Source organism: Banduia mediterranea (assembly GCF_031846245.1).
In the GTDB taxonomy this organism is placed as follows: Bacteria; Pseudomonadota; Gammaproteobacteria; order Nevskiales; family Nevskiaceae; genus Banduia; species Banduia mediterranea.
Genome location: NZ_JAVRIC010000010.1, coordinates 59,668 through 73,182, shown reverse-complemented (window position 1 = coordinate 73,182; position 13,515 = coordinate 59,668). Strand labels below are relative to the sequence as shown.

General features: G+C 63.9%; 9 protein-coding genes. 2 read left to right on the top strand and 7 right to left on the bottom strand.

From position 1 onward, the window contains the following. Positions 1-13: 13 nt before the first annotated feature. Positions 14-1,807: a serine/threonine protein kinase gene (locus tag RM530_RS08865; protein ID WP_311364865.1), complete on the bottom strand. Its 1,794-nt coding sequence runs from the start codon at positions 1,805-1,807 to the stop codon at positions 14-16. Positions 1,808-2,031: 224 nt separating this feature from the next. Here RM530_RS08865 and RM530_RS08860 point away from each other — a divergent pair, with 224 nt between their 5' ends. Then, positions 2,032-3,681, top strand: coding sequence for an AMP-binding protein (locus RM530_RS08860; RefSeq protein WP_311364864.1), 1,650 nt, complete (start codon positions 2,032-2,034; stop codon positions 3,679-3,681). Positions 3,682-3,699: 18 nt separating this feature from the next. Here RM530_RS08860 and purU read toward each other — a convergent pair whose 3' ends face one another. The 4 genes from purU to RM530_RS08840 all read right to left on the bottom strand — a co-directional run bounded on the left by purU (position 3,700) and on the right by RM530_RS08840 (position 6,653). Beyond that, a complete protein-coding gene (purU, locus tag RM530_RS08855) occupies positions 3,700-4,569 on the bottom strand; it encodes a formyltetrahydrofolate deformylase (RefSeq protein WP_311364863.1) in 870 nt (289 codons plus the stop codon). Positions 4,570-4,635: 66 nt separating this feature from the next. Then, entirely contained in the window at positions 4,636-5,034 is a 399-nt protein-coding gene (locus RM530_RS08850; protein WP_311364862.1) for a YkgJ family cysteine cluster protein, read from the bottom strand. Positions 5,035-5,303: 269 nt separating this feature from the next. Beyond that, complete coding sequence (locus tag RM530_RS08845) at positions 5,304-6,071, bottom strand: hypothetical protein (RefSeq protein ID WP_311364861.1); 768 nt, start codon at positions 6,069-6,071, stop codon at positions 5,304-5,306. 75 nt (positions 6,072-6,146) lie between these two features. Then, positions 6,147-6,653: an MBL fold metallo-hydrolase gene (locus RM530_RS08840; protein WP_311364860.1), complete on the bottom strand. Its 507-nt coding sequence runs from the start codon at positions 6,651-6,653 to the stop codon at positions 6,147-6,149. Positions 6,654-6,834: 181 nt separating this feature from the next. Between RM530_RS08840 and RM530_RS08835 the strand changes: the two genes are divergently transcribed. After that, the gene (locus RM530_RS08835) at positions 6,835-7,554 is read left to right on the top strand and encodes a hypothetical protein (protein ID WP_311364859.1); all 720 of its coding nucleotides are present in this window, start codon (positions 6,835-6,837) and stop codon (positions 7,552-7,554) included. On the opposite strand, the gene RM530_RS08830 is transcribed toward RM530_RS08835, so the two are convergent. Both RM530_RS08830 and RM530_RS08825 read right to left on the bottom strand, forming a co-directional pair. After that, on the bottom strand, positions 7,536-10,337 hold the full coding sequence (locus tag RM530_RS08830; protein ID WP_311364858.1) for a protein kinase domain-containing protein: 2,802 nt from the start codon (positions 10,335-10,337) through the stop codon (positions 7,536-7,538). The two genes, RM530_RS08835 and RM530_RS08830, sit on opposite strands and share 19 nt — an antisense overlap. Before the next feature lie 269 nt (positions 10,338-10,606). Continuing rightward, on the bottom strand, positions 10,607-13,408 hold the full coding sequence (locus RM530_RS08825) for a tetratricopeptide repeat protein (RefSeq protein ID WP_311364857.1): 2,802 nt from the start codon (positions 13,406-13,408) through the stop codon (positions 10,607-10,609). Between the last annotated feature and the right edge of the window lie 107 nt (positions 13,409-13,515).

Below are 13,515 nucleotides of genomic sequence, written 5' to 3'. Positions count from 1 at the left end.
ACCGGAACACGATTCAACGCGCTGGACGCACTCGCGCGCAGCCTCCCCGATCGATCTCCACAATGGCTTTGCGTCCATCGTCGGTGTCGATTGGCGGCGTCCGCAGGCGACCATTCGGCAAAGTCTGGACATCGTCCATCGCGGCCAAATCCTCGTACAGAAAGTCGGCATTGTTGAACACATCGGTAATGTGAACGGCGCATTGGGCTTTCTCACGCGCGATACGAGCCTGCCGCGCGGCCAATGCCGCTTCGCGTTCCTGTCGCTCCCGATTCGCGATCTCGGCCTGGCGTTGCGCCTCGGCTTCGCGCACAGCGACCGGCTCCGGCGAAGTCGCGGCCTCCTGAGCCTGCTCCTGGATTTGGGCCTGGCGTTGGCGTTCCGGCGCAAGCGCATTTTCCCGCGCCTTACGCAGCCGTTCCGCCTCCTCTTCGATCTCCGCCTGCCGCGCCCTGGCTTGCGCCTCACGTCGTGCGCTTTCCTCGGCCTCGCGTTGCTGATCGATCAAGGCCTGCTGCTCGGCCTCGCGCTGCTGTTGCACCTCATCCAGAGCCTGAGTCGCGATACGATCCAGCGCCGAACCCTGCAACACCAGCCTGGCTTTTGGCGCCACGAGTGCTCTTGGTGGTGAAGTGCTGGATTCCGGCGCAGCATCGCTCGATTGAACCTTCGGGACGGCGGGCTCGGCCGCCACCACGACGGCATCCGCGCCCCGTTTGTATTCGCGGCTGGACGGGCGCAGCGTCCAGCCCATTGCCAGCACCGACATCAGCGCCAACACCACAACGGGCAGCAGCCAGGGACGACGCGGACGGCGGGACGGGACTATCGTCGGCGGCGCGATCGGCGGCGGCACCACCGGTTCCGGCACCACCGGCGATGCCGCCCGTGCCGAGGATTGCGGCGCCGGCTGCAGTTCGAAGTCCGGAATCGCCGCCTCGCCACGCCACGCCGCCTGCCATTGTTCGACCGTCTGCGGACGCTGCGCCGGCTCCAGCGCCAGGGCCCAGTCGACGGCCTGCCGCAAGGCCAACGGGAACGCTTCGGACGCGGTCGTCTCGCAGGACAGCAGCACCGAACCGGCCTGACGCTCCGCGCTGGATGGCGGACGCTGCCCGGTCATCGCCCGATAGGCGATGGCGCCGAGACCGTAGACGTCAGTCCAGGGGCCGCGCCGTCCGGTCACGCTGTACTCTTCGATCGGCGCGTATCCGCTGGCCGCGCTCGTTCCCAGTGCGCCGTGGCGAAGCCGGACGACATTGCGCGCAGCACCGAAGTCCACGAGCACCGGCCCGCCGTCACGGCGCAGCATCACGTTGCCGGGCTCGATGTCGTAATGCACCAGGCCGTTGGCATGTGCCACACGTAAGCCGTCCATCAGCGGTTCGATCAAATGCCCCAGCTCGGCAGCATCGAAACCACCACCTTGCAGACGCGCAGTCAGGGCTTCTCCTTCGATGTATTCGATCACGGCGTAGGCGGTGCCAGCCGATTCGAAGCAGCGACGAACAGCCACGACATTGGGATGGCGTATCCGTATCAGCGCCTCCATGTCTCCGATGAAGGTGCGCAAGGCCCAGCGAAACACCCCTTCCCCCTGCTCCCCGCGCGGCAGCACCTGGCCATCGATGCGCTGCGCCACACCCAAGGGCAGAAACTCACGCAGGACGACAAGCCCTTCGGCGCTGTCGTAGGCCAGATAGTTGATGCCGTACTTGCTGGGTGCGCCGACCACGCGTTCGATCACGCAGCCTTCCACACTGGCGCCTGCCGCGAGCACACCACTCCCGATGACTTTCGAATCCATTTGACCGCCCCCGAATCCCCATCCACCACGCGCCGAATTGCTTTGCGCCCAGAACCTCGCTGCGCCATGGTGAAATTTAATGCAGTGAAAAAGCAGGATTCACGCCAGCGCAGCCCGCAAGCGACGCACACTGCGACAGTTCGTACCACGGTAGGCTCGCAGTCAGCCACTTTTGGTTAAGATGCCGGTCATCTCGAAAAACGATGGTGGAGAAACAGGCTTTTATGAGCATCCACAGCCCGATTGATCTGCTGATGCAATGGGTCAAGGAACGTCCCAACGAACCGTACCTGCATCAGCCGGTCAACGGACAATGGCGTAGCTATACCTGGAGCGAAGTCGCCGACCAGGCGCAGCGCATGGCCACCGCCCTCAAGGCACTGGATCTGGCGCCGGGCGCCCGTGTCGCGATCTCCGGCATGAACACGGCGCACTGGTACATGGCGGATGCGGCGATCACCATGGCCGATTGCGTCACGGTTGGCCTGTACCCCAACCAAGCGCCGGAGCATGTCAGCTACATCCTCGAGCACAGCGAAACGCAGGTTTTGTTCCTGGGCCCGATGCCCGACATCGACAGCTTCCTGAAGGCCGTTCCGCCAGGGATTCGCATCGTGCAGATGCCCTATCCCGGCGTTCCGGAACAGGCGCTCAAATGGAGTGTGCTGGTGCAGGAACACGCGCCACTCACCGAAATGCCGCAACCCAAACCCGATCAGCTGATGACGCTGATCTACACCTCCGGCACCACCGGCCATCCGAAAGGGGTGATGGTCAGCTACGGCAACATGATGTTCGCCGCGGACGGTCTGATCGAAGCCATGCCACCCCGGGGGCGCGAGCGCCTGCTGTGCTATCTGCCGTTGGCGCATGCGTTCGAACGCGGCGCCGTCGAACTGACTTCCATGGTGCTCGGCGCGCAGGTCTACTTCATCGAAAGCGTGGACAAACTGCAGGCCGCGCTGCAATACGCGAGACCGACGCGATTCTTCGGCGTGCCCCTGGTCTACAACCGCATTCAGTCCGGCGTGTTGCGGCTGCTGCCGCAGCACAAGATCGACAGGCTGATGCGCATCCCGATCCTGTCGGGCATCGTCAAGCGCAAGCTGCTCAAGGGGCTCGGTCTGGACAAGGCGCATCTGTGCATCGTCGGTGCCGCGCCGATGCCAATCCCGCTGCTCGAATGGTTCGACAAGATCGGGCTGACGGTGTTCCAGGGCTACGGCATGACCGAGAACGCGATCTATGCCACCACCAACCGGCCCGGCATGAACCGCATCGGCTCGGTCGGCAAGACCATGCCCGGCGCGCACATGAAGATTGCGGACGACGGAGAGGTCCTGTTCCGCCATGGCGCGGTGATGCAGGGTTACTACAAGGAGCCCGAGAAGACCCGCGAAACCTTCACCGACGATGGCTGGCTCAAGACCGGCGACATCGGGCGTGTCGACGCGGACGGCTACCTCTACATCACCGGCCGCGTCAAGGAAATCTTCAAGACCGCCAAGGGCAAGTACGTGGCGCCGGTGCCGATCGAAGGAGAGCTGGCACGCAACCACGACATCGACCAGGTGTGCTTCGTGGGCAACAATCTCAAACAGCCGATCATGCTGGTTTCACTCAACGAGGACGCTCGCAACAAGCCGCGCGAAGAAGTCGAGGCCGGGCTGATCAGCGACATGGAAGCCGTGAACGCGACGCTGGAACCGCACGAGGCGATCGCCAAGATGGTGGTGGTCAAGGACAGCTGGTCGGTCGACAACGGGCTCGCGACACCGACCTTCAAGGTGCGCCGCGCCCAGGTCGAAAAGCGCTACGGCGAGCTGCTGGAAGCTGAATCACAGACCCGCAACAAACTCAGTTGGGAAGCCTGAGCGGCACCCGACCGAAGCTCAGGCAAACACCACGGTCTTGTTGCCGTCGACGATGATGCGGTCCTCGACGTGCCAGCGCACCGCGCGCGCGAGCACCTGCCTTTCCAGATCGCGGCCGAGCTGCTTCAGGTCCACGGTCTCGAAGCGGTGCGACACGCGCGCGGTGTCCTGCTCGATGATCGGCCCCTGATCGAGATCGGCGGTGACATAGTGCGCCGTCGCGCCGATCAGCTTCACGCCGCGCTCATAGGCCTGGCGGTACGGATCGGCGCCGACGAAGGCCGGCAGAAACGAGTGGTGGATATTGATGATGCGGGCCGGCCACTGCGCCACGAAACCGGGCGACAGTATCCGCATGAAGCGCGCCAGCACCACGAAGTCGGCCGCATCCTGAAGGATCGCCTGCATGCCGGCCTCGGCCTCGGCTTGGGTGTCCGCCGTGAACCGGACCTGCTCGAAACGCACGCCGAAGCGCTCCACCTCGTCGCGCAGGTCCGGATGGTTCGAAATCACCACGGCCAGATCCACGCCCAGCTCGCCGGTGTTCCAGCGCCACAGCAGTTCCAGCAGCGCATGATCGTGGCGCGACACCAGCACCGCCATGCGCGGCCGGCGTGCGGCGTGCGAGATATGCCACTCCATGTCGAAGCGGCGCGCCACGTCCTCGGCGAAGGCCTGCTCCAGCGCCTTGTCCGCCAGATCCAGGCCCGGCGTCTGGAACTCCAGGCGCATGAAGAAGCGGCCGCCACTGGGGTCGGTGGAGTGCTGATCCAGTTCGGTGATGTTGGCGCCGTGACGGAACAGGAACGTGGTCACGGCCGACACGATGCCGGGACGATCCGGGCAGGTGATCAGCAGTCTGGCGGTGGTTTCTGCGGCTGTGGTCATGCCTCAATTTCTTATCGGTTCGGAACTCGCGCGGCGCGGCCTGGCCGGAATCGGCAGACCCTGTGCTCAGGCAGCCACGATCACGCCGGGCTCACCCGGAATCGTGGGGGTCGGATCGATCCAGTCCTCGGGCCTCAGTGGCAGCAGATTCCAACGGGCACGTGCCGAATCGCAGCGCGGATTGTGCAGGCCGTCTTCCCAGGACGGAACGAACTCGCGACAGACCGACGAGCGGCGCGGGTGGATGGTACAGCGAACCGACTGCCCGATGTCGCCGAGCAGCGCGCAGCAACGCGGTGCGGGCTGATTGCTGCCCTTCATCACCCGCAACAGCGGCGTCAACTGTTCGGTCAGCTCGACCGGCACGCCATCGGGCGTGGCATCGTCGGCTTCAGCCCAATAGAACGAGGCGCGGAAATGGGCGCAGCAGGCGCCACAGGACAGACAGGGGTTGGCTTGGGCCATGGTTCGCGGCCCTCACATTTCGCACACCGGAAAATTCCGGCGCGCGATTATTGGGTGTCGAGCGGGTGTCCGCAAGATGGGCGATCAAGTCCCCCAATCTTTGGGTTTCGCGCAAAGACGCCAGGACGCCAGGAACAGCGAACAGACGTCGGCCCGGAGGGAGTCCGCGTGGGAACTGGCATTACGCAGCCGATTGACGCCGCAGGCAGGTTCCGCCGCCGAACGGAAAGCAGCACGGCGACAAGCCAGTGTCTGAGCATGGCGGGACTCTATTGTTCGGTATCCAATGGCGGCAGTTTGGCGACACCGGACGGTGCCGTCGAATAGAACGCGACGCGTGCGTCGTAGACTTTGCCGGTCTCGGGATTCTGGATGTTGGACGGCCCGCGGTATTCGAGCAGGCGCTGGCTGTCCGGGTCGTAGCTGAGGTTCAGTTTCGGCGCGACCAGACGCAGCAACGAGGCGGCTTCGACCTTGAAACGGACCGCGGGCTTGCCTTCGAATTCGGTATCGTCGATGCGCTTGGCGCGAAAGCTGTAGTCGCCGAGATTGCCGGCGGCCACAAAGGTGAACTTGATGGTCTCACCTGCCATCAGTTCTTCGAAGTGGGCCCGCAGGTAGTGATGGAATCCGGAATCCGCGGTCACGCTCTCGGGCTTGTCGATCGATTTCCGCTTTTGCCGGTCGCCATCGCGCATGAACATTTCGATGTCCTCGCCCGCCGCGCGTATCCCCTCCTCATAGTCGAGGTCCGGCAGGCTGAGTTCGTAGACCGGCACGAAGTAGTCCTGCCGGTAGTCCAGGGATTTCTTGCCGAGCGTGCTGCCCTCGGGATCGACATAGCGGATCGTGGCGGTCTGTTCGCGCCCGTCCTGCCAGTGCTGTTCGTGCACCTCGGTGTAGATGTAGCGATCGCTGTCCAGATCATAGGCGTAGCCATAGAAGCGTTCGACGTGCGCGCCCGCCTCGGCGGCCGCGCCCAGTGAGCACAGCAGCAGCCCGATTCCAAGGCCCGCCGGCAAGATCATTCGTGTCATCCTCAGCCTCCTGTTTCCATCCTCAGCGGCCCAATTTCCATCGCTTCGCCGAAGTCCGGCACCTGGAAGCTTACGTCACTCAGGCCTCGTCCCCGACGCGCCGCGATCAGAACCTGCCGTGCTTGCATCTGCCCTTCGGCGGTCAGCTTGAAGGTGCCCCAGTGAATCGCCAGGCTTGGTCTGCGCACGAAGCTCCAGATGCGCCTGTACCGCCTCCGCGGGATTCATGTGTTGATAGGCCAGAAACCAGCGCGGCTCGTAGGCGCCGATCGGCAGCAAGGCCAGGCGCATGTCGCCGAAGCGCTCATGCGCCCACTCGAAGTGATCAGCGTAGCCGGTAGCGCCGGCGAAGTAGACCGGGCCGGCGGCCGTTTCGATCACGTAGCCCTGCCACAGGCTGCGGTTCCGATCGTTGGGCAGCAGGCTGCCGCCGGACCAGTGCTGGACCGGCACGCCATGAATCCGCCGTCCGTTCGGCAGGGCTGCTCCAGCAAGGGCATGCCCGAAAAACGGATCAGCAGGAAAGCCATCAGGCCGGGGGCCGCCAGCACCAGCCAACCCCAGCGGTAAACGTTTTGACACCGGCGCTCCAGCTTACATTGAACCAGTGATGCGACCGAACGCCGGGCTTGAATGAGGGATCCACGGCCAACGGTCGGAATTTCGTCGGAATTTCATCGCGGCAGCTTCAGGTACTGCGGGCTGCGCTGCACCAAGATCGCCCCTCCAATCCGCACTTTCGGGGGTAAAGATGAAATTCGCCATGTTCGCCGCGGGACTCACTGGCGCCGCACTACTCGGCGTGGCGCCGCTGGCGTCGGCGCTCGACGCCGCCGCCGGGGCGCGGCTGGGAACCCTGGGCTACGGCATCGAAGGCACGATCGGCGTCAACGAACGCCTCAACATCCGCGTACCGTTTTCGGTGCTGCCCTACGACAAGGACTTCGAAGAAGATGACATCGAATACAACGGCAAGCTGGATTTCAGCACGATCGGCGTGCTGGCGGACTTCCATCCGTTCAAGGGCAGCTTCTTCATCAGCGGCGGCCTGATGTCCAACGGCAACACGGTGAAGATCAAGGCCTCCGACAACACCGGCAACGAGGAATATGAACTCGGTGACAACACCTACACATCCGATCCGAACGATCCGCTGAAGCTGCGCGGCAAGCTGGACTTCGACTCGCTGGCGCCCTACGCCGGATTCGGCTGGGGCAACCCGATTCAGGGAACCTCCAACTGGTATTTCCGATTCGAGCTCGGCGCCCTGTTTCAGGGTTCGCCCAAGATCGGAATGGGTGCATCCGGCTCGGCACAGGAGCAGGGCTCCGGCACGAGCTTCGATGTCAACGGCAGTTCGGCCGAAGCGCAGCAGTTCCAGGCCGATCTGGAAGAGGAGCGCCAGTCTCTCGAAAGCGACATTAGCGAGTTCGACATCTACCCGGTGATCAGTTTCTCGCTCGGCTATCGCTTCAGCTTCTGAACCGGTGGATCGGTGACGGTAGCGGCTAGCCCGCTGCCGTTCGCCTGCGCGCTGAGGCGGGCGACCATGCGCTGTGCGGCTTGAACTTCGTCCTGCTCGGGACCGAAGGCACCTCGCAGCACCCGTTCGCCGGCCTGCGCCTCGGCCAGTGCTTCATCGAGACGCCCCGTTGCCTGAAGCAGATCGGACAAGGCCAGATGCGTCGTCCCGATACGATTGTTGTTCGGCGGCAGGTGCTGCGGCGCCAGTTCCAGTATGCGGCGCAGGCGTTGCTCGGCGACTTCGGTCTTGCCATTGGCGGCCTGCGCGACGGCGTAGCCACGCGAAATGTCGAGCGAATTCGGATGCGCCTCGCCCAAGCGTTCGACCGAAGCCTGCCAGGTGCGCTCGAACAGCGCCTCGGCCTCGTGGCTGCGCCCCAGCGCCAGCCAAGCCTGGGCGAGCCGATTCATCGAGTACCGCGTCATGAAACTCTGCTCGCCATACAGACGAGTACGCCCATCCACCACGGCCTGGAACATCTGCTCGGCCTCCTGATAGCGATGTTCGCGCAAACGCAGGATGCCGAGATGATGCAGGGCCGAATAGCTCACGGGATGCCGCTCGCCGAGCAGCGACACCGATCGCTCGTACACCGATTGCAGTTCCGCCTCGGCCAGATCGAACCGGCCGCGCATCTGGTGGATGTAGCCGAGCGTAATGCTGGGATACAGCACACGGGCGCTATCGGCGCCGTTATCGTCCGTGTAGCGCGCGACCACAAACCGCATCAGTTGCTCGGCAAGCGCCCAATGGTGCAATTCGATTTCCGCTTCGGCGCGGTTCCAGCAGATGTCGATATAGGTCGGCGTGTCGCCGAAACCCGCCGCGAGCGTGCCTTCGTCCAGCAGCTCGAAGCGACGTGCGGCCTCGACGTAATCCCCCTGCTCGAACGTGACCCAGGCCGCCCCGTAGCGCGCGCGGATCGTATCCATGGCCCAGGGCCCGTGCTCCGCTTCGGCTTGCCGACGCAGGGCTTCGAAATGCAGTGCGGCCAGATCGAGGCGGGCCAGCTCGACCTCGACATAGGCGAGCTTGAACCTCAGGTCGCGGATCACGGATGCGCTCGCGTCCAAACGCGGCGTCAGCTCCGCCAGGACCGAGCCGTACAGACGCTCCGCCTCCTCCTGCAAACCCAGATTCTCGTAGGCGCCACCAAGCGACAAGGCGACGTTGCCCATGACCTCCGGCTGCGCGCCTAGACGTTCATGTAGCCGATCCGTCGCCGCATCGAGCACCGAAGCGACCGTGACATTGCGGCCGCCGTCACCGAGATAGGGGTTGGCCGCCGCCAGCAGATCGTCATTGAGAAAGCCGTTGATCGCGCGGGACGTGGCTGCGTGGACTTCGGCACGGCGCTGCTCCTGACGAGCATTCCAGCCCAGCACCGCCGATACCAGCAGCGCGGCAGTCAGAGTCAGGGCCAGGCGCCAGCTCCAACGGCGGCTCACCATTGCGAATTTCAATGCTTCGCCCGCCAGTTGCGCCTCGACCTGGGCCTGGCGCTGCGCCTCGTGGTTACGCCGACGCTGTGCCAGCAACCGTAGACGGGTCGCCAATTCATCGGCCGAACCGAGCCGGCGCGCGGGGTCGCGGTCGGCGCAGTCCGCAATGTCGGAGCGCAGCATTTCGTCGGGAACATCGCGCTCCCAGCCCGGCGTGAAGGCACGCTGCAGATCGCCGGTCACCAGTTGATACAGGAGTACGCCGAGTGAATAGATATCGGAGCGCACCGTCGGCGTCTGCTGGTCCAACACTTCCGGCGCTGTGTAGAACGGCGTGCCCGAACCGCTGTCCGCCAGGGTCGGAAACAATCCGCGGGTCAGCCCCAGTTCAATCAGGCGTGAACGCTGCAGCAAATGACCGGCGCCGAAGTCCGCGAGCCGCACGCGCGGCGCTCCCTGCGAATCGATTTCGATCAGCAGATTGGAGGGCTTGAGATCCTTGTGCAGAATGCCCGCCTGATGAACGGCATTCAGGGCTTCCGCAATCTGAATGGCGAGATCGATCCGACACTCCAGTGACACGCGGTCGACACCGCCGCAATCCAGATACCAGTCGCCGAGCGAACCGGCCGGCAGATATTCAAACTCAAGGGCCGGCAAGGTCTCGTGCGAAATCAACTCAAGCACGCGCACGAACGGTCCGCTTTCGCCATACGCACGAAACAGCACACTGCAGAGGCTGTGCTCACGGTACAGGCTGTGGGCTTCAGCGACATTGCTCGCCTGCTTGACCACACGCCGCTGGCTCCCGTCGTTTGAGACGATCCGCCAAGTGTGACCGTGACCGCCGAGGCGCTTTTCGTAGCGCCAGCCGCTGCGGTACGGCAGTGGATCTCCGGGCTCGGGCTGCACGCCGGCGGCGAGGTCCTGCGGCGGCGGCGCTTCATCGTCCAGGTGCCGCACCTCGCCTTGCAGGCGATAACCGTAGCCATGAACGGTGACGATGCGCTTGCCGGCACTGTCGCCGAGCGCCTGTCGCAGCTTGGACACGCAGCGTGTCAGCACGGAATCGGTGACGATGCTGCCGCGCCACAGCGAATCGAACAGCTCTTCCTTGGTCACCAGTTCGCCGGCATTTTGCAACAACAGCACCAGCAGGTTGAACGGCTTGGGCTCGAGTTCCAGGGCTCCACCGCCACAACGCAGCTCGCGTGACCGTTGATCCAGCTCGAACTCCCCAAATTGCCAAAGACCCGCCGAGACCGGCAGTTCATCCAGTGAATCCCGCTTCTTCCCCACGCCAAACCGCCCCCGAGCGTTCAGCAGCTCTCATCATTGACTCGCCAATGCCCGACCCCGATCAATACAAGTTGATGAGTGATATTCGGGCTCGACAGGACGCCGATTCTAACCGATAGCCGGAATTGACGGCGGCGGCACTCGCGGAAGCTGCTTGTCGATGAAATGAGCCCCTAGAATTTCATCTCTGTGCGGCGCAACATCAATGCGCTCGAAAACGCCGCCGTTCGAGCCAGCCACCGGGTCTTTTGTGCGCCGGGCGGCCCCGCTCAGAACAGACGCGGACTCGGGGCCGCGCTCGGATTGCGCAGCAGCCGCTGCGCTTCCAGCGTTCTCGAATCCTGGCTCCCGAATGCCGCTTCGAAGGCGAGGTACGCCTGCTCGAATTGCACGGCGGCGCGCACTTCACGCCCCTGCGCACGATAGAGCCGACCGAGACCGAAATGTGTCCACGCCAAACGGAGGTTATTGGCAGGCATGCGTCGTGGTCCAAGCGCCAATACGCGGTCGAACATCGCCTGCGCCTGTACCGTATTGCCGAGAGCCGCTCGAGTCTCCGCCAACACCCTTGAAATCGAGAGACTCGCAGGGTGTTCCTCACCGAGCTGCGCAACCGACAGTTCGCGCGCGCGCGTCAACAGTTCCTCCGCTTCGGAATAGCGGTTCAATCCGTACAAGGCCTCGGCTTTGCGCAGCATCGCCTCGCGCGTCAGGTAATGTTGCGGTCCTCGATAACGCATGCGCCAGTCCAGAACCGTCTGAAAATAGGGCAGCGCCTCGGCGGCGTCGCCCTGACGCAGGCGAATCATCCCCAGCGCTTCAGTGCAGGCCATGCTGACCGGATGCCGTTCACCCAGGGTCTGCGTGGATTGTGCCAGTACCGCCTCGAACAGCTCGCCGGCCTCCCCGAAGCGCTCGCGCACCAGCAGGCTGAGCCCGTATCCCACTCGAATCCAGTACAGGCCCGGACTTTCGGCACCGAGGCTTTCGCTGAAATAGGCTTCCACATTGCGGGTCAGCGTATCGGCCCGTGCCCAGTCGTGGGTCTCGTACAGGGACTGGGCCAGATCCCATTCGACTTCTCGCTGAAACCGCGGATTATCGACGCCCTGCTCACGCAGGTCCGCCAGAATCGCATCGTAGTCCTGCACTGCGCGGACAAAGTTTCCGGTATCGTAGTCCAGCCGCGCCAGTCCATAACGAGCACGCAGCAGAGCCTCCGGGCGCCAGGGATCCGGCAACACCTGCGCAGACTCGTACAACTCGTCGAACAGGCGATGAGCCTCCGGGTAGCGACCATCTTCCAGAGCCAGCCAGGCAAGCCTCCGGAACAGTGATTGCATTTCTCCGGACTGCGGCGACAGACGCCCACGTGCATTGTCAAGCGCCTGGGTGTAAACGTCCCGTGCCTCATCGGTGAGGCCGAGATTGACGTAGGCCTGCCCGATCGTCAGGCTCAGCTGCGCGTGCACGGTGGGCCGATCCTTGAGTGCTCCCAGGCGACCGGCGGCACGCGACAGTATCGAGTTCACCGTGACATTGCGTCCGCCGCCGGACAGGTACGGGTCCGCCGCCGAAAGCACGTCGTCGTTGAGAAAGGCGTTGATTGCATAGGCGGTACCGGCCGCCGTACTGGCGCGGCGCTCGGCCTCGCGTTCCCTCAGATAAAGCCAGAATGAAACGGCGATACCCAACACGAGGGTCGCCACCAGAGCGTACATCCAGGCCCGACGGGCGCGGGTACGCTCCAGAGCCAGCCGGTCTCGTTCTGCCTGCTCCAGCGTACGTTGGCGCGCGGCCGCTTCGCGGCTGCGCGCTTCCACGCGATCGCGCCGTTCCTGCAATGTACGCAGTCGCTGCGCAAGCTCGGCCGCATCGGCCAGGCGGTGTTCCGGTTGAATGTCCGCGGCGCGCGCGATGTCCTCGCGCAGCAGTTCATCACTGACGTCCCGCTCCCAACCGGGCGCCAGCGGCCGTCGCAAGTCACCGACCACGAACTGGAACAGCATCACCCCCAAGGCGTAGAGATCGGCCTTGACCGTCGGCAATTGCCCGGAAAGCACCTCGGGCGCGGTATACAGCAGTGTGCCCAAGGTTTCGCGCTCGCCCAACTGGGATTGCGAGAATCCGAGGCGGCTCAGTTCCAGCGCCCCGAGCCTTTCGATGTCGACACGGCCGCTGCCGAAATCACGGAGCAGCAACCTCGCCCGCTGCTGGCCAATACCCGACACCAGCACGTTTGCCGGCTTGAGATCCTTGTGCAGCACACCGATCGAGTGAATCGCCGCAACCTCGACCGCAATTTCGGCAATCAAAGCCAAGCGCTCCGACAACGGCAGGAGCGCCAGTCCACCGCGTCCCTCCACCCAGTCGCGGAGACTGCCGAGCGGATGGTGCTCGATCTCGATGAAACTCGGTGCTTCGTCCAGATTCCAGTCGAGAATGTCGACCACCGGCAGAGGTGCCTGCAATGCGCCTCTGATCAGCCGGTAGATCGAAATTTCCCGCTTGAGGCTGGTCAGCCCGCGCCCATCGGTCGCGAACTTGAAGACGCTCTGAGCGCCGCTTGAACGGTGCCGGCCCAGCCACACTTCGCCGGCCGACGCCAGATGCTCCACGAGCACCCATTCCGGCCGCCCTGGCGGCGAATCACCGGGCCGGAACTGGGGAAGCGGCGCGGCTTCCGGCGCGTCGTCGCACACCCGGACCGCCCGCGCGGTAAATCGGTAGCCATAGCCGTGTACGGTCTTGAGCAGCGCCTGCCCTTCGTCGCCGAAGACCTCACGCAGCTTGGTCACGCAACGGGCGACGACATTGTCGGTGACGACCCGCCCCGACCAGACCACCTCGATCAATTCGTCCTTGGTGACCAGTTCGCCGGGACGGCGCAACAGGTACATGAGCAGGTTGAGCGGTTTGGGTTCCAGGTGCAGCAGTACGCCATCGCGAAACAGCTCGCGCGTAGCTTCGTTGAGTTCGAACACCGAGAATTGCCAGCGCAACTCCCCTGCCGCTGGCGTCTGAGTTGCGATTTCGGCGTCCGGAATACGGTCCGGAACCACCAGTCTCATATCATCACCAAGGCCTGCCCGTGGTTTGACAGAACAATTTCTCCATATATTACACAGGTTTATTGAACCCGTCAGGAATTCTTCACAAATCCATCAGTGAATCGGAC

Excerpts from the sequence above, each read along its gene's own strand:
- RM530_RS08845 (WP_311364861.1), bottom strand. The coding sequence starts at position 6,071 with ATGACACGAATGATCTTGCCGGCGGGCCTTGGAATCGGGCTGCTGCTG.
- purU (WP_311364863.1), bottom strand. The coding sequence starts at position 4,569 with ATGACCACAGCCGCAGAAACCACCGCCAGACTGCTGATCACCTGCCCG.
- RM530_RS08850 (WP_311364862.1), bottom strand. The coding sequence starts at position 5,034 with ATGGCCCAAGCCAACCCCTGTCTGTCCTGTGGCGCCTGCTGCGCCCAT.
- RM530_RS08835 (WP_311364859.1), top strand. The coding sequence starts at position 6,835 with ATGTTCGCCGCGGGACTCACTGGCGCCGCACTACTCGGCGTGGCGCCG.
- RM530_RS08865 (WP_311364865.1), bottom strand. The coding sequence starts at position 1,807 with ATGGATTCGAAAGTCATCGGGAGTGGTGTGCTCGCGGCAGGCGCCAGT.
- RM530_RS08825 (WP_311364857.1), bottom strand. The coding sequence starts at position 13,408 with ATGAGACTGGTGGTTCCGGACCGTATTCCGGACGCCGAAATCGCAACT.
- RM530_RS08860 (WP_311364864.1), top strand. The coding sequence starts at position 2,032 with ATGAGCATCCACAGCCCGATTGATCTGCTGATGCAATGGGTCAAGGAA.